Origin of the sequence: Cellulosimicrobium sp. PMB13, from assembly GCF_051294865.1 — a bacterium.
Taxonomy (GTDB): Bacteria; Actinomycetota; Actinomycetes; order Actinomycetales; family Cellulomonadaceae; genus Cellulosimicrobium.
Window position 1 is genome coordinate 2,167,487 of record NZ_CP145910.1, and the last position, 17,859, is coordinate 2,185,345.

Consider the following 17,859-nt stretch of genomic DNA (forward strand, 5'->3'; position numbering starts at 1 on the left):
GTCCTCATACGTGGAGTCCGCACTCTGTCTTGTCGAGCCCTGCCCAGCGGCCGGCCCTCGGGTCCTCGCCCGGCGCGACACGCCGGGTGCACGGCAGGCAGCCGATCGAGGGGTAGCCGTCGTTCAGCAGGGGGTTGAGGATCACCTGGTGCCGCGCGGCGTAGGCGAGCAGGTCGTCGAACGACCAGGCGGCGAGCGGGTTGATCTTCACGAGCCCGTTCTTCTCGTCGAACGTGACGAGGGGGGTGTTCGTGCGGGTCGGCGCCTCGTCGCGGCGCACGCCCGTCACCCAGACCTCGTACCCCGCGAGCGTGCGGTGCAGCGGCTCGACCTTGCGCATCTGGCAGCACAGGGCCGGGTCGCGCGCGAACAGGTCCTTCCCGTGCGCGGCGTCCTGCTCGGCCACCGTGAGCTCGGGCAGCACGTCGACGATCGTCACGTCCATCTGCTGCTCGACGGCGTCGCGCGTGCCCACCGTCTCGGCGAAGTGGTAGCCCGTGTCGAGGAACAGCACGTCGACCCACGGGACCTGCGCGGCGACGACGTGCGGCAGCACGGCGTCGGCCATCGAGCACGCGACGGCGACGGACGTCCCGAACTCGCGCGCGGCCCAGGCGATGACCTGCTCGGCGGTCGCCTCGTCGTCGGCGCCGATCCCGGACCCCGCGAGCTCGGCCGCGCCGCGCCGAGCGATCTCGCGCAGCTCGTCGAGCGAGCGCTTCTCGCGCCCGTGCTCGGCCCGCTCCGCGTGGTGCGCCGCCTTCGACGCCTCGCGCTGCTCCGCCTTGGCCCGGGCGGCCGCGCGCAGCGCGGCCAGCGGGTCCTGCGTCGTCTGCTCGGTCACTGCAGCGCCTCCTCGTCGGCCCGGTGCGCCCACTCGGCGAAGGTCTCGGCCCCGTCCTTGTCGGACTCGTAGCGGCGCACGACACGCTCGACGTAGTCGGGCAGGTCCGTCGCCGTGACCTTGAGCCCGCGCACCGTGCGGCCCATGCCGGCGGTCTCGCGGTCGTCCGAGGCCAGCCCACCGCCCAGGTGCACCTGGAAGCCGGGGACCTGCTCGCCGTCGTCGTCCATGACCAGCTGACCCTTGAGGCCGATGTCCGCGGTCTGGATGCGCGCGCACGAGTTGGGGCACCCGTTGACGTGCAGGGAGAGCGGCTTCATCTGCGACAGGTCGCCGAGGCGCTTCTCGAGCTCGTCGATCGTGGCGGTGGCCGTGTCCTTGGTGTCGACGATCGCGAGCTTGCAGTACTCGATCCCGGTGCACGCGATGGTGCTGCGACGGAACGGGCTGGGGTTCGCGTCCAGGCCGTTGGCCTTGAGCGTGCTCACGACGTGCTCGACGCTCTCGTCCGGGACGTCGAGCACGAGCAGCTTCTGGTGCGCCGTGAGCCGCACCCGGCGCGACCCGACGGACTCGGCGAGGTCGGCGACGTTCCCGAGGATCGTGCCGGAGACACGGCCCACGTAGGGCGCTGCACCGACGTAGTTCAGCCCGTCCTTCTGCTTGTGCACGCCCACGTGGTCACCGGGGACCGGGGGCTTCGGCGCGGGCGGGCCGTCGGGCAGCCGGTACCCGAGGTACTCGGTCTCGAGCACCTCCCGGAACTTCTCGGGGCCCCAGTCGGCGAGCAGGAACTTGAGGCGCGCCTTGTTGCGCAGCCGGCGGTAGCCGTAGTCGCGGAAGATCTGCACGACGCCGTGCCACACGTCGGGCACCTGCTCCTCCGTGCAGAACGCGCCGAGCCGCTCGCCGAGTCGTGGGTTGGCCGAGAGGCCGCCGCCGACCCAGACGTCGAACCCGATGCCGAGCTCGGGGTGGCGGTGCGCGACGAACGCGACGTCGTTGATCTCGTGCACGACGTCCTGGCTCGGGTGGCCCGTGAGCGCCGTCTTGAACTTGCGCGGGAGGTTCGCGAGCTCGGGGACGCCGATGTACTTCTCGGTGATCCCGGCGATCGCGGGGCCGACGTCGATGAGCTCGTCCGCGGCGATGCCCGCCACGGGGCTGCCGAGGACGACGCGCGGCACGTCGCCGCACGCCTCCGTGGTCTGCAGGCCGACGGACTCCAGGCGCCGCCAGATCTCCGGGACGTTCTCGACCTCGACCCAGTGGAGCTGGATGTTCTGCCGGTCCGTGATGTCGGCGGAGTCGCGGCCGAAGTCCTTCGAGATGTCCGCGATGACGCGCAGCTGCTCGGTCGTGAGCGCCCCGCCGTCGATGCGCACGCGGAGCATGAAGTACCTGTCCTCGAGCTCGTGCGGCTCGAGCGTCGCGGTCTTTCCGCCGTCGATCCCGGGCTTGCGCTGCGTGTACAGGCCCCACCAGCGGAAGCGCCCGTGCAGGTCGTCACCGGTGATCGAGTCGAAGCCGTCGCGCGCGTAGATCGTCTCGATGCGCTCGCGGACGGACAGACCGCCGTCCTCCTGCTTCCACTTCTCGTTCGCGTTGAGCGGCTCGGTGCCGTCCACCTTCCACTGCCCGTTCGGGCGCGCGGCGCGTGCCGGTCGGGTCGGGCGCTCGCCTGCCGCCGGGGCGGGGCGCTCGGGCCGGGCCGCCGCGTCGCCGGTGGTGCCAGGCGCGGTCGTGGCCTGCGTCATCGGTGTTCCTCGTGTCCTCGTTCGGGGGCGGGGACGCGCGTCGAAGGACGCTCAGCGAGGGTGCGAGGTGCTGAGGACCGACGGCGCGCGCCGGTTCTCAGGGGGGAGCGAGCCGGGGCTCGCGCTGAGTCGGGCGCGGTTCAGCGACAACAGCTGAGACACGTGAGCGCGCACGCCGGCATCCCGTGACGCGTGGTCACGAGGAGGGTGCGGGCTGCCGTGGTCATGCGCAGAACCGTACACGCCCGTCTCGGACGTCGGAAGACGCCGTCCGCATGCCGGACCGACGTCTCAGGCGTCGCGGGGCGCGCCCTCGAGCAGCGCGACATCGCGCTCGACCTGCACGGGCAGCCGGCGGCGCCGCCGCAGCGCCGACCACGTCTGCCGTGCGGTCGGGAGTGCCCTCATCCCGTCGGTGCTCCATGCTGCGCGGACCCGCGCTGCGACGACCGGCCACGGCCGCAGGAGGACCGCCGTCGCGACGGCGGAGCGCGCGACCGCAGCCGCCCGGTGCCGGGGCGCGTGGCGGGACCGGGACGGGTGGTGGTGCACCACGGCGTCCTCGCAGAAGACTGCCGCGTGGCCGTGGGCGGCCAGCCGCAGCACGAGCGGCTCCTCCTCGCCGGGGAACCGGACGGCGTCGTCGAACCCGCCGACGGCGAGCACGGCCTCCCGGCGCACGAGCGCCGCGCAGGCCATGAACCCGAGGACACGCGGTCCCGGCAGGCCTGTCGCGTCGAGCGGCGACGCGCGCAGCTCCGCGACGATCGGGTCCTCGTCCTCCTCCGGGCCGACGAGCACCCTCGCCACGGCCACCGCGACCGAGGGGTGCGCCGCGAGCACGTCCGCCGCGCGGCGCAGCGCGCCCGGTGCCCACCACGAGTCGTCGTCGGCGAACGCGACGAACGGCGTGGTCGCCCGTTCGACGCCGACGGTGCGTGCGAGCGACCCGACGTTGCGGCGCAGCCGCACGACGTCGGCGTCGGGACGGGCGCGCGCCGCGACGGCCGGGCTGCCGTCGTCGGACCCGTTGTCGACGTACACGACCGGGGCACGGTGGCGCGGGAGCGACGTGAGCAGGTCGTCCCGCCGGTTCCTGCTCATGACGACGACCGTGACCCGGTCGTCCTCGACGACGGGAGGTGCGGGTGCCGGACGCGGGGCCGTGACGCCCGGGACGGGAGGTCCGGCGGGTGCGGCGACGTCGTCCGTGGCCCGCGTGCCTTCTGCGGTCATCGGCCGTACCGGCGCGCGGACGACGAACGCTGGGAGGCCTCGAGGGCGCGGAACCGGGCCTCGACCTCGGCGGGCAGGGGCCGTCGGTCGCGCAGGACCCACGGCAGGCCGCGGACGGCGTCGAGCACGCCGAGCCACGCCTCGCGGGTGGGCGGCAGGCCGCGGAGCACGGCCCACGACCGGCGCGCGACGGCCGGGCCGCTGCGCCGCAGCCACGTGAACCACAACGTGTTGCGCACGCCGTCGCGCGCGCGGCGCGAGCGGTCGCGGGCGGGTGACGCCGCGTGGTGGACCGTGAGGTCCTCGAGGTAGCACAGCTCCCACCCGTCGGCGGCGAGGTCCGCGGCGAGGAGCTCCTCCTCGCCGCCGAGCCACAGCCGCGGCGAGAAGCCGCCCACGGCCCGGAAGGCGTCGACCCGCAGGACGGACGCGCCGGCGAGGAAGCTGCCCAGCGCCGGGCCCGGCAGCGGGAACCTCGCGCGCACGGGGGAGTCGCGGAGCTCGGCGACGACGGGGTCCTCCGTGCCGCCCGGCTCGACGACGATCCGCGCGGTGACGACGGCGAGCCGCGGGTTCGCGTCGAGCACGTCTGCCGCGGCGCGCAGGGAGCCCGGGTCCCACCAGGTGTCGTCGTCGCAGAACGCGACGTACCGCGCCGTCCCGCGGGACGCGACGCGGTCGACCCCCACGTTGCGTCCGACCGCGCCGAGGTTCGAGGACGCCCGGACGAGCTCGACGGCCGGGTGCTCGGCCCTGACGGCCTCCGCTGTGCCGTCGGTCGACGCGTTGTCGACCACGACGACGTGCGGCTGCTCGGGAAGGCGTTCGAGCAGGCGCAGCGTGCGGAGCAGCTCGTCGCGGCGCTCGTGCGTGATGACGACCACCGCGGTGCGCGGGTCGGGAGCCGAGGAGCCGACGGTCCTGCTGGTCGAGGGGGCGGAGGTGGCCGGGTCGGTCGCCGCGGTCGTGGCGGTCGGGGCGGTCGCTGTGCCGCGGGGGAGGCGGTCCGACGGGTGGTCCATCCGTTCGTTCTAGGAGCGGCCCGACCCGCTCGCAAGCGGCCACCCGGGCGGAGCGTCGCGGCGGTCGTCGAGGGGCGGCGTGCGACCCGTCTCACGACCGCGAGGTTTTACGACACGAGTGTCAGCAAATAGGGTGCAGCCATGGAGTTCCTCTACAACGTCTTCGTCGCGCTGCACTTCGTCGGCTGGGCCATCGTCCTCGGTGGATACCTCGCCTCGCTCCGCTCGCCGGGGCTCTACCAGGGCGTCTTCCACGGCGCGCTCACCGCGCTCGTCGCCGGCATCGCCATGGTCGGGATCGGGGAGGCGTCGGTCTGGCCGGAGGGCGGCGGCCCGGACATGGCCAAGATCGGCGTCAAGCTCGTCGTCGCCCTCGTGATCGCCGTCCTCGCGTTCGTCGCCAAGCGTCAGGCGGCCAAGGCGTCCGACGGCGCCGTCGCCCCGGGCGTCAAGCACGCCATCGGTGGTCTGACGCTCGTCAACATCCTCGTCGCGGTCTTCTGGAACTGAGCCGACGTCGGGCTCGGAGCCCGGCGAAGGCGTGAGATCGGCAGGACGGCGCGAGACCGGCACTCCCGGAGTGCCGATCTCGCGCCGTCCTGCCGATCTGACGCGAACCAGCCGAGCAGACCGTTGACGGCGGCATATGTGCATGGTCCACTAGTCGCATGGTCCTCCGATATCTCGTGCTCGGTCTGCTGACGATCCGACCCATGACCGGCTACGACCTCAAGCGCGCGTTCGACTCGTCCGTCAACCACTTCTGGGCGGCCGACCGCTCGCAGCTCTACCGGACGCTCGCGGCCCTCGTGGACGCGGGCCTCGCCGAGATCGAGGTCGTCCCTCAGGAGAGCTACCCCGACCGCAAGGTCCACCGGATCACCGAGAGCGGGCGCGCGGCGCTGCGCGACTGGCTCGCCTCGCCCCTGGAGCCCGAGGACTCGCGCGACCCCTTCCTCGGCCGGCTCTTCTTCGCCGACCAGCTCGACGACGACGGCGTCGCGACGCTGCTCGCGTCGCGCCGCGCGCAGGCCGAGGAGGCGATCGCCGTCCTGACCGCCGAGGCGGCGAGGGTCGAGGCGCTCACGGGGGATGGCGGACCCGACCCGGCCGGGGTGCGGGGCACGAGAGGCCTCGCGCTGCGGCTCGCCACCCTGCGCAACGGGCTCGCGCACGCCCGCGCCGAGCTCGCGTGGCTCGACGAGACCGAGACCGAGGTGCGCTCGTGAGCGCGCCGGCCTACCCCGTGCACCACCCGGCCACGCGGACCGGTGCGCCCGGCGCGGACCGGACGTCCGTCGTCCTGCTGCACGGGGGGAACGTCGCGTCGTGGATGTGGGAGCCGCAGGTCGAGCACCTCGACGACCTCGACCTCTGGACGCCCGACCTACCGGGCTACGGGTCGAGGGCGGCCGAGGACCTGGTCTCGATCGACGCGGTCGCCGACGACGTGGCGGCGCTGGTCGCACCCCTCGCCACGTCGCGCGAGGTGCACGTCGTCGGCCTGTCGTTCGGTGGCATCGTGGCGCTGCGCGTCGCAGCGAGGCACCCGGGGCTCGTCGCCTCGGTCATCGCCTCCGGCGCGGTGGTCGACGGCGTCCCGGGTCTCGCGGGCGCGTTCGGTCGCGCCCAGCTGCGGGTGTGGGACCGACCCTGGTACTGGAGGGCTCAGGCCCGCGCCATGGGCATCCCGGCCGACGCGCGGGACGTGTTCGTGCGCTCCGGGCTCGCGATCCGTCGCGACAACCAGGAACGACTGGTGCCGGAGGTCTACGGCGGGTGCTGGCCGGACGGGATCGCCGGGTCCGGTGCCCGGGTGCTCGCCGTCGCGGGTGGACGGGACGTGCGCCCCGCACGTCGTGCGCTGGCGACGATCGAGCGGCGCCTGCCGGACGCCGTCGTGCGTCTCGCGCCGGGCATGCACCACCAGTGGAGCGCGGAGGACCCGGACCTGTTCAGCGCGATGATCCGCTCCTGGGTGCTCGACGGCGTCGCGCACCCCGGGCTCGTGCCGCTCCCACCCGGCGCCTGACCGCGGCCGCCTCGACGTGACCTTCCGCCCCTGAAACGGATGGTTCGGGGGCGGATGGTCAGTTCTCGACGTCCCGTGCGAGAGTTGCGGGCGTGAGCGTGGGTGGAGAGGTCCTCGTCGGACTGGCGATCCTGGTCGGGCTGGTCGGCATCGTCGTGCAGGTCCTGCCGGGGAACGTGCTCGTCCTCGGCGCCGTCCTCGTCTGGGCGATCGTCACGGGCGGCGCGGCGGCGTGGGTCGTCTTCGCCGTCGCGGCGGTGTTCGTCGTCGCCGCGGAGGTCGCGCAGTACGTGCTCGCCGGTCGGCACATGCGGCGGGCCGAGGTGCCCTGGTCGACCCTGGTCTGGGGCGGCATCGCGGGCGTCGTCGGCTTCTTCGTCATCCCGGTGATCGGCCTGTTCATCGGTTTCGTGCTCGCGGTCTTCGTCGCCGAGCTGCTGCGCCGCCGTGACCGCCGTGCCGCGTGGCGGGCGACCGTCGCCGCGATGCAGGCCACGGGGATCACGATCCTCGTGCAGCTCCTCGGCGGCCTCCTGGCCGCCGCGACGTGGGGAGTCGGCCTGGCGCTGACCTGACCCGCGCTGTGGTCAGCCGGGCGTCTGCGTGACGTAGATCGTGTTGGCGTCGGGGTCCCGGAAGGAGAACATCGGCGGCACGCCCTCCCACAGCAGGAGCTCGTCGACGTCGGCCCCCGCGCCGGTGAGGGCAGCGTGGTCGGCCGCGGCGTCCGTCGTCGCGAGCCGGATGCCGGTGTCGACGCCCGACGGCAGGCCGTCGCCCGCCGTGACGAGGGCTACGGAGGTCGGGGCGCCGGGCGGCGCGACCTCGATCCAGCGGAAGCCCTCCTGCAGGTCGCCGTCCATGCGGACCTCGAAGCCGAGCGTGCCGGTGTAGAACGCGAGCGCGCGGTCCTGGTCGGTGACGGGGATCGCGACGGTGTGGACGCCGACGAGCTGGGTGGTCATGTCTCCTCCGTCCGCCGCGCCCTGCGCGCGGCCTGTGCCAGTACCGACCGTGCGCACCGGGAGAACTCGTCGGTGCCGAGGTGTGGGTCCGGGCGCCTAGGCTGGGAGGGCTATGGCTTCGCTCTTCGAGAACCTCCCGCTGCCCGGCCTCGACACGCTGTTCGACGGCCCTCGCGTCGACCACGGCGGCGAGGCCCGGCTGCCCGCGACCGCGCCGCGCTGGACCGACGACCCCGCGGCGCCGTCCGACAACCCGCAGGGCGAGACCGCGCGGCGCGGCCGCTACGCGCACATCGACCCCGACGCGCTGCTCGACGGCATGAACCCCCAGCAGCGCGAGGCGGTCGTGCACGCCGGCGGGCCGCTGCTCATCGTGGCCGGCGCCGGGTCGGGCAAGACCCGTGTCCTCACGCACCGGATCGCCCACCTCCTCGCGACAGGTCGTGCGCGCTCGGGGCAGATCCTCGCGATCACGTTCACCAACAAGGCCGCGGCGGAGATGCGCGAGCGCGTCGAGCACCTCGTCGGTCCCACTGCACGGAGCATGTGGGTCTCGACGTTCCACTCCGCGTGCACGCGGATCCTGCGGCGCGAGGCGAAGACGCTGGGGCTGCGGTCGAGCTTCTCCATCTACGACGCCGCGGACTCCCAGCGGCTCATCACGCTCGTCACGCGCGAGCTGGACCTCGACCCGAAGAAGTACCCGGCGCGGTCGCTCGCGAACAAGATCTCCGACCTGAAGAACGAGCTCGTCGACCCGGAGACGTACGCGCGCGAGTCGGGCGCGCACGCGACGGCCGAAGGGCTCAGCGCTCGCGGTGCCAACGTGCCCGAGTTCGACCAGGTCCTCGCCGACGTCTACACGCGCTACCAGGCGCGCCTCGTCGCGGCGAGCGCGCTCGACTTCGACGACATCATCATGACCACCGTCAACCTGCTCCAGGCCTTCCCCGCGGTGGCCGAGCACTACCGCCGCCGGTTCCGGCACGTGCTCGTCGACGAGTACCAGGACACCAACCACGCGCAGTACGTCCTCGTGCGCGAGCTCGCGGGCGTGGGCGAGGACTCGGCCGCGACGGACCCCGCGACGAGCGGCACCGGGGAGGCCCAGGTCCCGGCGCTCGACCCGGCCGAGCTCACCGTCGTCGGCGACGCCGACCAGTCGATCTACGCCTTCCGCGGCGCGACGATCCGCAACATCCTCGAGTTCGAGGCCGACTACCCCGACGCGCGGACCATCCTGCTGGAGCAGAACTACCGCTCGACGCAGAACATCCTCTCCGCGGCCAACGCCGTCATCTCGCGCAATCCCGACCGCAAGCCCAAGCGCCTGTGGACGGACTCCGGGGCGGGCGCGAAGATCATCGGCTACGTCGCGGACAACGAGCACGAGGAGGCACGCTTCGTCGCCGAGGAGATCGACCGCCTCGGCGACACCGACGGCGTGCGCCCCGGCGACGTCGCGGTCTTCTACCGCACCAACGCCCAGTCCCGCGCGCTCGAGGAGGTGCTCATCCGCGTCGGCCTGCCGTACAAGGTCGTCGGCGGCACGCGCTTCTACGAGCGGCGCGAGGTCAAGGACGCCGTCGCCTACCTGCGGGCCATCGACAACCTCGACGACGACGTCAACCTGCGCCGGGTCCTCAACACGCCCAAGCGCGGTCTGGGCGATCGCGCCGAGGGCGCCGTCGCGGCGCTCGCGAACCGTGAGCGGATCTCGTTCGGCGCCGCGCTCGACCGGATCGACGAGATCCCCGGGCTCACGAACCGCACGCTCAACCCGCTGCGCGCCTTCGTCGAGCTCATGACCGGGCTGCGCGAGCTCGCCGACTCCGGCGCGACACCCGCCGAGATCCTCGGCGCCGTCCTCGACCGCTCCGGCTACCTCGCCGAGCTGCGCGCCAGCGACGACCCGCAGGACGCCACGCGCGTCGAGAACCTCGCCGAGCTGCACGCCGTCGCGACCGAGTTCACCGAGCTCGAGCCCGAGGGCACGCTGTCCGACTTCCTCGAGCGCGTCTCGCTCGTCGCCGACGCCGACCAGATCCCGGCCGACGACGCGGAGGGCGACGAGGAAGATGCCGAGGAGAAGGTCGACCCCGGCGTCGTCACGCTCATGACGCTGCACACCGCCAAGGGCCTCGAGTTCCCCGTCGTGTTCCTCACGGGCATGGAGGACGGGACGTTCCCGCACATGCGGTCGCTGCACGACGACGCCGAGCTGTCCGAGGAGCGTCGGCTCGCCTACGTGGGCATCACTCGCGCGCGCGAGCGCCTCTACGTCTCGCGCTCGGCCGTGCGGTCCGCGTGGGGCATGGCCAACGAGTTCCCGCCGAGCCGGTTCCTCGAGGAGATCCCGGAGGAGCTGTGGGACTGGCGGCGCCGGGAGTCGTCGATGGCCACGCTGCGCGCCGGCGGCTCCGTGTGGGGTCGCGGCTCGGGTGGCGGATACCGCGGCTCGTGGTCCGGGTCGGACTCGCGCGCCGAGGGGGTCGATGCCGGATCTACCATCCGGAGCCCTCGTTCCTCGGGCTCCTCCCGCCAGGCCCGCCACGATCCGGCATCGACCCCCTCGGCGCGCTCGTCGTTCGGGTCGCCCGGGCGGTCGTCCGGGACCGGTTCCTCGTCGGGAGGGGCGACGTTCGGGTCGGCGACGCCGCGGCAGGACACCGACATCCCGAACCTGTCGCTCGGGGACAAGGTGACGCACGACGCGTACGGGCTCGGGACGGTCGTGGCGCTCGAGGGGTCCGGGCCCAACGCCGTCGCGAAGATCGACTTCGGGGCGGACGGGACGAAGCGGCTGCTGCTGCGCTACTCACCGGTGACGAAGCTGTAGGCGACCGCCAGCATCACCTCGACAGGCACGTCACGTCTGCCGCCCCGACCACCTCGGGCACCGTGGCCGACGATCACCACGGTCAGGGGTCCGTCGCCAGCCGTGCCGTGCGGTCAGGAGGCGGCGCGACCTTCGGCGCCCGAGGAGCGCTCGGCCCCGAGCGCAGAGCGCAGGCCTGCCGCGTCCGAGCCGGCCTCGGCGAGAGCTGCGCTCAGGGTGCGGTGCGCCGTCGTGCCGTCCGCCCGCAGGAGCGCGAGAAGGACGTGGCCGGAGTCGATCGAGCGTGAACCCTCGTGGAGCGCCTCGCGCAGCGAGAGCTCCAAGGCCTTCTTCGCGTCCTTCGTGAAGGGGATGTGGCCGCGACGCCCGCTCCGGCCCGGTCGGTCGAGGGACCCCGGGCCGAACGCTGCGTCGGTGCGCGCGCGGACGGTGTCGAGGTCGATCCCGAGGGCGGCGAGCGCGTCGGCGTCGAGCACGTCGCCGGATTCCGCCGCCGCGCCGAGGCGCTCGAGGTCGGGGGCCGTCACCCCCGTCGCGGTGAGAGCGCGCGTCGCGGGGCCGTCCTGAGCGGCGAGCGCGAGGAGCAGGTGCACCGTGTCGATCGACGCGGCGCCGCGGCGTCGGGCGACCTCCTGCGCGCCGACGACGGTGGCGCGGGCGTCGGACGAGAAGCGTTCGAACATCATGACCTCCGGTTGCGGGTCGACCCGTACTTCTTGTGGACCGCCTGGCGGCTCACGCCGAGCCGGTCGGCGATCTCCTGCCACGACCAGCCGCGCGCCCGGGCGTTCTCGACCTGCAGCGCCTCGAGCCGCTCCGCGAGGACGCGGAGCGAGCGCACGGCCCGCAGCCCCACGTCCGGGTCCGTGCTGCTGGCGGCGTCCATGTCGACGGGATCCATGGCTGTCAATCTAGGTTGACATTCTCGCCATGTCAACTGTGGTTGACGTCCGTTCCGGAGCGCGGACACGGACGAACCCGGCCGCTCTCCCGGCTAAGGTCGTCCGGGCCGTACGCGGCCGGGATGCCGGAGGGGCCGGCATCGGGGCGGGCGGCACGCGAGCCCGGGCGGCACGTGAGCCGCGCGACGACGAGGGGGAACGCCATGACGAGCGCCGAGCAGGGACGGGCCGACCAGGGACGGGTCGCCACGGGGGGCCGACGGACGACGCGCGGCGCGCACGGGCTGGTCGCCGCAGGGCTGGTGGCGGCCCTCCTCGCCGCCTGCTCGCAGGGCGGCGCCGACGTCCCCGCCGAGCCGTCCGCCTCGGCGAGCCCCGCGCTCTCGACCGACCCGACGCCCGTCGTCGTCCCGGTGGACATGTACGGGGCCGAGTCGGACGTCCGGGTCGGTCCCGTCGCGGTGCACGGCGATCTCGCCGTCCTGCGCGTCGAGGTCGAGGCGACCGCCGGCGAGAGCACGGTCATGCTCGGGTACGAGCTCGCCAACCGCACGCTGAGCCAGGACGAGTCGTTCTCGGGCGTCCGGCTCGTCGACCTCGAGGCCGGCGTCGTCCGGGAGGCCGCGCACACGGCGTCCGGCGAGCCGGTCGGGCTCCTCGAGGGCGGCTGGCAGCTCGCCGCAGGGATGGAGCCGAGCGTGGGCTACGTCGCGTTCGATCCGCCGACGACCGCGACGACGGACGTCCTCGTCCCCTCCGTCGGCCTCGTCGAGGACGTGCCGGTGGTCGACGCCGAGGACGCGGGCGAGCTGACCGTGGCGCCCGCCGACCTGAACGGTGGGCAGGCAGAGATCGTCTCGCCCGTCGCGTTCCTGGAGTCCTACAGCACGCAGGCCTCCGGTGCGGTCCGCACGCGCCAGGACGACGAGACGGTGACGATGGCCGTCGACTCGGACGTGCTGTTCGCGGTCGACTCCGCCGAGCTCGGAGCGGGTGCCGACGACGCCCTGGGCGTCGTCGCCGACCAGGTGGCTCTCGCCGAGGGCGGTGAGCTCGTGGTCGTCGGTCACACGGACGACGTGGGCGACGAGGCCGCGAACCAGGAGCTCTCCGAGCGCCGGGCGCAGGCCGTGGCGGACCGCCTGGCGACTCTCTCGGACCTCGGCGCGCTCGACGTGGTCGTCGAGGGCCGGGGCGAGACCGAGCCCGTCGCCACGCAGTCCTCCGACGAGGCGCGGGCGCTCAACCGGCGGGTGACCGTCGAGTTCACGCCGGAGGCCCCGGAGCCCACCGCGCTCCCCGAGGAGGCGCAGCCCGGGTCCGCCCCCGTTGCCGAGGGGCCGACCGTCACCGGCCTGGGCGCGGCCACGCTCGACCACCCGGACGGCCTGGGTGCGACGCAGCGCCTCGACGTCGAGCTCGTCGAGGTCCGCCGTGTGGGCGGCTACCTCGTGGGAGATCTCAGGGTGAGCAACGTCGGCACCGAGTACGCCTCGCTGACCTCGGTGCTCGGCTCGACCTACGACGGCCGCGGCGACCTCACGGGCAACCACCTCGGGGCCGGCAACGTGACGCTGCTCGACGGCAGCACGCGCGTCTATCCCGCGGACTACCTCGTCGACCCCACGCTGTACACGGACGTCGTGCGCAACCCTCTCGCCGAAGCCCTCGTGGGCTCTCTCGACCCGGGGCTCGGCACCGCGGTCACCGTCGTGTGGCCGGACACGGGTCACGACGTCGTCGTGGTCGACGTGCCCGACGCCACCGCGACCGACGGGAGCTCGCCCGTGCGCTTCGTCGAGGTGCCCGTCACCGGCTGACCTCCGAGCGTGCCGCCGACGCTCCGGCACGACGCGCGTCGTCCCGACCCGACGTGATCAACGGAACAGCGCAGGTCGTCCCCGGTCCACCGGCCGGGATAGGAGCCGTCGCCCGTGAGGGCTACCCTGTACGGGGATGTCTTGATGTCGAGACATCGGTCATGCCGCACACGGCGCATCAGACGGAAGGACGCAGCAGGGTGGACCTGTTCGAATACCAGGCGCGTGACATCTTCGAGAAGCACGGCGTGCCCGTGCTGGGCGGGGTCGTCGCGACGACGCCGGACGAGGCCCGGGCGGGCGCCGAGCAGCTCGGCGGCGGCACCGTGGTCGTCAAGGCACAGGTGAAGACCGGCGGCCGCGGCAAGGCGGGCGGCGTCAAGCTCGCCCACTCGCCCGAGGAGACGGCCGAGAAGGCGTCCGAGATCCTCGGCATGGACATCAAGGGCCACACGGTCCACCGCGTGATGATCGCCGCCGGTGCGCGCATCGCGGAGGAGTACTACTTCTCCGTCCTGCTCGACCGGTCGAACCGCTCGTACCTCGCGATGGCGAGCGTCGAGGGCGGCATGGAGATCGAGCAGCTCGCGGTCGAGCGCCCCGAGGCGCTCGCGCGCGTCGCGGTCGACCCGACCGTCGGCATCGACGCGGCCAAGGCCGCGGAGATCGTCGAGGCGGCAGGTTTCGCCGCGGACGTCAAGGACGCGGTCGCCGAGACGATCCAGAAGCTGTGGACGGTCTACCAGGCCGAGGACGCGACGCTCGTCGAGGTCAACCCCCTCGTCAAGACCGAGGACGGCCAGATCGTCGCGCTCGACGGCAAGGTCTCGCTCGACGAGAACGCCGGCTTCCGCCACGCGGACCACGCCGCGCTCGAGGACAAGGCCGCGGCCGACCCGCTCGAGGCGAAGGCCAAGGAGAACGACCTCAACTACGTCAAGCTCGACGGCGAGGTCGGCATCATCGGCAACGGCGCGGGTCTCGTGATGAGCACGCTCGACGTCGTCGCGTACGCCGGCGAGGCGCACGGCGGCGTGAAGCCGGCCAACTTCCTCGACATCGGCGGCGGCGCGTCCGCCGCCGTCATGGCGGCCGGTCTGGACGTCATCCTCAACGACCCGCAGGTGAAGAGCGTGTTCGTCAACGTCTTCGGCGGAATCACCGCGTGCGACGAGGTCGCCAACGGCATCGTCCAGGCGCTCGCCATCCTCGGCGACGAGGCGAACAAGCCGCTCGTCGTCCGCCTCGACGGCAACAACGTCGAGGAGGGGCGTCGCATCCTCGCGGAGGCGAACCACCCGCTCGTGACGCTGGCCGAGACGATGGACGGCGGCGCGGACGCCGCGGCCGCCGCCGCGAACGCCGCAGCGCCCGCCGCCTGAGCCGCCCGAGACCGAGAGAGAACAGACACAGACATGGCAATCTTCATCAACGAGGACTCCAAGGTCATCGTCCAGGGCATGACCGGCTCGGAGGGCATGAAGCACACGACGCGCATGCTCGCCTCGGGCACGAACGTCGTCGGCGGCGTGAACCCGCGCAAGGCGGGTCAGAGCGTCGAGTTCCCTGGTGACGTGACCGTCCCGGTGTTCGGCTCCGTCGCGGAGGCGATGAAGCAGACCGGCGCGGACGTGTCGGTCATCTTCGTCCCGCCGGCCTTCACCAAGGCCGCCGTCGTCGAGGCGATCGACGCACGCATGCCGCTCACGGTGATCATCACCGAGGGCGTGCCGGTCGCGGACTCCGCCGAGTTCTTCACGCTCGCGCAGCAGGCCGGCGTGCGCCTCATCGGCCCGAACTGCCCCGGCATCATCAGCCCCGGGAAGTCGAACGTCGGCATCATCCCGGCCAACATCACGGGCCCGGGCAAGATCGGCCTCGTGTCGAAGTCCGGCACGCTGACCTACCAGATGATGTACGAGCTGCGGGACTTCGGGTTCTCGACGGCCATCGGCATCGGCGGGGACCCGATCATCGGGACCACGCACATCGACGCGCTCGCCGCGTTCGAGGCGGACCCGGAGACCGAGGCCATCGTCATGATCGGCGAGATCGGCGGCGACGCCGAGGAGCGTGCCGCGGCCTTCATCCAGGAGAACGTCACGAAGCCGGTCGTCGGCTACGTCGCGGGCTTCACGGCCCCCGAGGGCAAGACGATGGGCCACGCGGGCGCCATCGTCTCCGGCTCGTCCGGCACCGCGCAGGCGAAGAAGGAGGCCCTCGAGGCCGCCGGCGTCAAGGTCGGCAAGACGCCGTCCGAGACCGCCGCGCTCATGCGCGAGATCCTCTCCTGACCCGCGGGCGCGCTGCGCCCTGACGGTCCACGACGCCCCGCTCCGCCTCGGCGGACGCGGGGCGTCGTCGTCCCCGGTCCTGCCAGCCGTAGGCGACGGGGACGGCGTCGGGACCTGCCCGCGCGGGCCCGGTCTCGCGGCTCAGCCCGCGTGCGCGGGCGGGTACGCTGGCGCGCCGGGGAGGTTCACCCGATGCACGCGCCCGATCAGCGACGATGAGGACCATGAGCACCACCAGCACGACCGGGACCCGCCCGCGCACCGTGGAGGGGGCCGCTCCTCCCGTGCCGGTGGCCCCGCGGCGTGCGGTGTCCGGTGCCGTCGCCGCGCTCCAGGCGTTCGTGCTGTCACTCCTCGTGGTGGTCCTTCCCGGGCTGGCCGCCTTCGTCGCGGCGTCGACCGGGACGCCGTCGGACGGCTGGGGCCAGTCCGTCACGGTCGCCGCGGGCCTGTGGCTGCTGGGGCACGGCGTGCCCCTCGTCGCGAGCGGCGCGACCGTCACCCTCGTCCCGCTGGGGATCACGGCGCTCGTCCTGTTCTGCTGCTTCGCGTCGGCCCGGCGCTCCGCGCACACGACCCTGTCGGCGTGGGTCGCGGGCACCGTCACCTACGGGGTCGCGGCGCTCGGCGTCGCGCTGCTCGCGGGCACCACCCCGGCATGGGGGCTGCCCGTGGCGCTCGTCGGGGGTGCGCTCGTCGGAGGCGTCGGTCTGGGGGCGGGGATGCTCGCGCGACCCGACGCCCCGTTCGTCGCGGACCTCGCTCACCGGGCCGACGCGTGGCTCCCGCCGACGGTGCGGCTCGGTCTGCGCGGAGGGCTGCTCGGGACCAGCCTGCTCGTGGGGGTCTCGGCGCTCGTCGTCGCCGCCTGGGTGGTCGCCGGTCGGGCGACGTCCGGCGACATCGTGACGGGTCTCGCGCCGGGTCCGGTCGGCGGGGTCGTCCTCGCGGTGGCGCAGCTCGCGGTGCTCCCGAACCTCGTGCTCTGGGCGGCCGCCTGGCTCGTCGGGCCGGGCTTCGTCGTGGGGGAGGGGAGCACGTTCGCCGCGTCCGGGTCGGAGCCGGGCGCGCTGCCCGCGATCCCGCTGCTCGGCGCGCTGCCCGGCGACGACTGGACCAACGCAGCGACGGCCTGGCTGCCCGCGGTGGTCGTCGCCCTCGGGGTCGTGGCCGGTCTCTTCGTCGCACGCCGCCTGCCGGACGTCGCGCGCGACCGGGACGGTGAGGTCCGCTGGGCGGACGTCGCGCTCGCGGCCGTCGGCGTCGCGGCGGCGGCCGGACTGCTGCTCGGGGTCGCGGCGTGGCTGGGCAGCGGTGCGGTCGGGCCGGGGCGGTTCGCCGTCGTCGGTGCCGACGGCCTCCTCGTGGGCCTGCTCGCGGCGGCGGAGATCGGCGGGGGTGCCGCGCTGGCGCTCGTGGTCACGCGGCTCGACCTGCTCGGGCGCCGTCACCGGGACGAGGACGACGGCACCGACGACGCTGTGCACGGCACCGAGGCCTGACCGCAGGGGCCGCGCAGGTCGGCCCCGGGCGCGGGGCAGCGGCGGGTGGCCGCCGCGCGTCAGGGCTGCGGGACGAGCCCGCCCACCCAGCTCTCGATCGCCTGCAGCCGAGCGGTCTCGCAGCGGTCCGCCGCGCCGACGGTGATCGCCCCGTCGAGGCATCGCTGGTGCTCCATCGCGACGTCCCAGGTCACGAGGACGCCGACGAGCTGGAACGTCAGCAGCACCGCGAGCCCGACGCCGATCGCGAGCGCCGGGACGAGCGCTCCCCGCACACGGGCGCGCCACGTGGCGACGAGGGCCCGGACCCCGGCGACGATCGCCGCGACCGCGACCGCGAGGCTCACCATCTGCCACGGGAACGGCAGCGTGCTCAGGACGATGACGAGCAGGAGCAGGAGCCCGAAGTGCAGGACGCGGCGCGTCGCGAGACGGGCGGACTCCGGGTCGACCGGTTCCGGCTCAGGCGTCGGCCTCGGCGGCGGGACCGGGCCCGGTGCGGGCGGCGGCGGGGCTCCGGGGCCGGGCTGCGGCGGGCGCGCCCCTGCTCCGGGGGCCGACGACGGCGCGTCGCCGGGGCCGGGGCGCTGCGGGGCGTCCGGGCGGGGCGGTGCGTACGGGTTGCCCAAGGCGTCTCCTCGGTTGC

General features: G+C 73.8%; 17 protein-coding genes. 9 read left to right on the forward strand and 8 right to left on the reverse strand.

Features of this window, described 5'->3' with window-relative positions:
* Positions 1 to 4: 4 nt before the first annotated feature.
* The 4 genes from V5D56_RS09885 to V5D56_RS09900 form a co-directional block, all read right to left on the reverse strand.
* Positions 5 to 844, reverse strand: coding sequence for a phosphoadenylyl-sulfate reductase (locus V5D56_RS09885; protein WP_435738836.1), 840 nt, complete (start codon positions 842 to 844; stop codon positions 5 to 7).
* A complete protein-coding gene (locus V5D56_RS09890) occupies positions 841 to 2,601 on the reverse strand; it encodes a nitrite/sulfite reductase (RefSeq protein WP_435738837.1) in 1,761 nt (586 codons plus the stop codon). The genes V5D56_RS09885 and V5D56_RS09890 overlap by 4 nt, the downstream gene beginning before the upstream one ends.
* Positions 2,602 to 2,892: 291 nt before the next feature.
* Entirely contained in the window at positions 2,893 to 3,837 is a 945-nt protein-coding gene (locus V5D56_RS09895; RefSeq protein WP_435738838.1) for a glycosyltransferase family 2 protein, read from the reverse strand.
* Positions 3,834 to 4,859 (reverse strand): glycosyltransferase family 2 protein, encoded by a 1,026-nt coding sequence (locus V5D56_RS09900; protein ID WP_435738839.1) that lies wholly within the window; start codon positions 4,857 to 4,859, stop codon positions 3,834 to 3,836. Before V5D56_RS09900 ends, V5D56_RS09895 begins: the two co-directional genes overlap by 4 nt.
* Positions 4,860 to 5,000: 141 nt before the next feature.
* Between V5D56_RS09900 and V5D56_RS09905 the strand changes: the two genes are divergently transcribed.
* From V5D56_RS09905 to V5D56_RS09920, 4 genes are all read left to right on the forward strand, one after another.
* Positions 5,001 to 5,369 (forward strand): hypothetical protein, encoded by a 369-nt coding sequence (locus V5D56_RS09905; protein WP_435738840.1) that lies wholly within the window; start codon positions 5,001 to 5,003, stop codon positions 5,367 to 5,369.
* 158 nt (positions 5,370 to 5,527) lie between these two features.
* Positions 5,528 to 6,088, forward strand: a complete 561-nt coding sequence (locus tag V5D56_RS09910; protein WP_435738841.1) for a PadR family transcriptional regulator — start codon at positions 5,528 to 5,530, stop codon at positions 6,086 to 6,088.
* On the forward strand, positions 6,085 to 6,891 hold the full coding sequence (locus V5D56_RS09915; protein ID WP_435738842.1) for an alpha/beta fold hydrolase: 807 nt from the start codon (positions 6,085 to 6,087) through the stop codon (positions 6,889 to 6,891). The genes V5D56_RS09910 and V5D56_RS09915 overlap by 4 nt, the downstream gene beginning before the upstream one ends.
* A gap of 92 nt (positions 6,892 to 6,983) precedes the next feature.
* Entirely contained in the window at positions 6,984 to 7,466 is a 483-nt protein-coding gene (locus V5D56_RS09920; protein ID WP_435738843.1) for a DUF456 domain-containing protein, read from the forward strand.
* Positions 7,467 to 7,478: 12 nt separating this feature from the next.
* On the opposite strand, the gene V5D56_RS09925 is transcribed toward V5D56_RS09920, so the two are convergent.
* Positions 7,479 to 7,856 (reverse strand): VOC family protein, encoded by a 378-nt coding sequence (locus V5D56_RS09925; protein WP_435738844.1) that lies wholly within the window; start codon positions 7,854 to 7,856, stop codon positions 7,479 to 7,481.
* Between the two features lie 112 nt (positions 7,857 to 7,968).
* Between V5D56_RS09925 and V5D56_RS09930 the strand changes: the two genes are divergently transcribed.
* Complete coding sequence (locus tag V5D56_RS09930; protein WP_435738845.1) at positions 7,969 to 10,695, forward strand: UvrD-helicase domain-containing protein; 2,727 nt, start codon at positions 7,969 to 7,971, stop codon at positions 10,693 to 10,695.
* A gap of 113 nt (positions 10,696 to 10,808) precedes the next feature.
* Here the strand turns inward: V5D56_RS09930 and V5D56_RS09935 are convergent, their stop codons facing one another.
* Positions 10,809 to 11,381 carry a Clp protease N-terminal domain-containing protein gene (locus tag V5D56_RS09935; protein ID WP_435738846.1) on the reverse strand — a complete coding sequence of 191 codons (573 nt, stop codon included), beginning with the start codon at positions 11,379 to 11,381 and terminating at the stop codon, positions 10,809 to 10,811.
* Positions 11,378 to 11,596 carry a helix-turn-helix domain-containing protein gene (locus tag V5D56_RS09940; RefSeq protein ID WP_435738847.1) on the reverse strand — a complete coding sequence of 73 codons (219 nt, stop codon included), beginning with the start codon at positions 11,594 to 11,596 and terminating at the stop codon, positions 11,378 to 11,380. The genes V5D56_RS09935 and V5D56_RS09940 overlap by 4 nt, the downstream gene beginning before the upstream one ends.
* Positions 11,597 to 11,800: 204 nt before the next feature.
* Between V5D56_RS09940 and V5D56_RS09945 the strand changes: the two genes are divergently transcribed.
* The 4 genes from V5D56_RS09945 (at position 11,801) to V5D56_RS09960 (ending at position 17,213) form a co-directional block, all read left to right on the forward strand.
* On the forward strand, positions 11,801 to 13,417 hold the full coding sequence (locus V5D56_RS09945; RefSeq protein WP_435738848.1) for an OmpA family protein: 1,617 nt from the start codon (positions 11,801 to 11,803) through the stop codon (positions 13,415 to 13,417).
* Positions 13,418 to 13,617: 200 nt separating this feature from the next.
* The gene (sucC, locus tag V5D56_RS09950) at positions 13,618 to 14,799 is read left to right on the forward strand and encodes an ADP-forming succinate--CoA ligase subunit beta (RefSeq protein ID WP_435738849.1); all 1,182 of its coding nucleotides are present in this window, start codon (positions 13,618 to 13,620) and stop codon (positions 14,797 to 14,799) included.
* A 33-nt stretch (positions 14,800 to 14,832) separates the two neighbouring features.
* A complete protein-coding gene (gene sucD / locus V5D56_RS09955) occupies positions 14,833 to 15,711 on the forward strand; it encodes a succinate--CoA ligase subunit alpha (RefSeq protein ID WP_435738850.1) in 879 nt (292 codons plus the stop codon).
* Between the two features lie 224 nt (positions 15,712 to 15,935).
* Positions 15,936 to 17,213, forward strand: a complete 1,278-nt coding sequence (locus V5D56_RS09960; protein WP_435738851.1) for a cell division protein PerM — start codon at positions 15,936 to 15,938, stop codon at positions 17,211 to 17,213.
* Positions 17,214 to 17,272: 59 nt separating this feature from the next.
* Here the strand turns inward: V5D56_RS09960 and V5D56_RS09965 are convergent, their stop codons facing one another.
* On the reverse strand, positions 17,273 to 17,842 hold the full coding sequence (locus V5D56_RS09965; protein WP_435738852.1) for a hypothetical protein: 570 nt from the start codon (positions 17,840 to 17,842) through the stop codon (positions 17,273 to 17,275).
* Between the last annotated feature and the right edge of the window lie 17 nt (positions 17,843 to 17,859).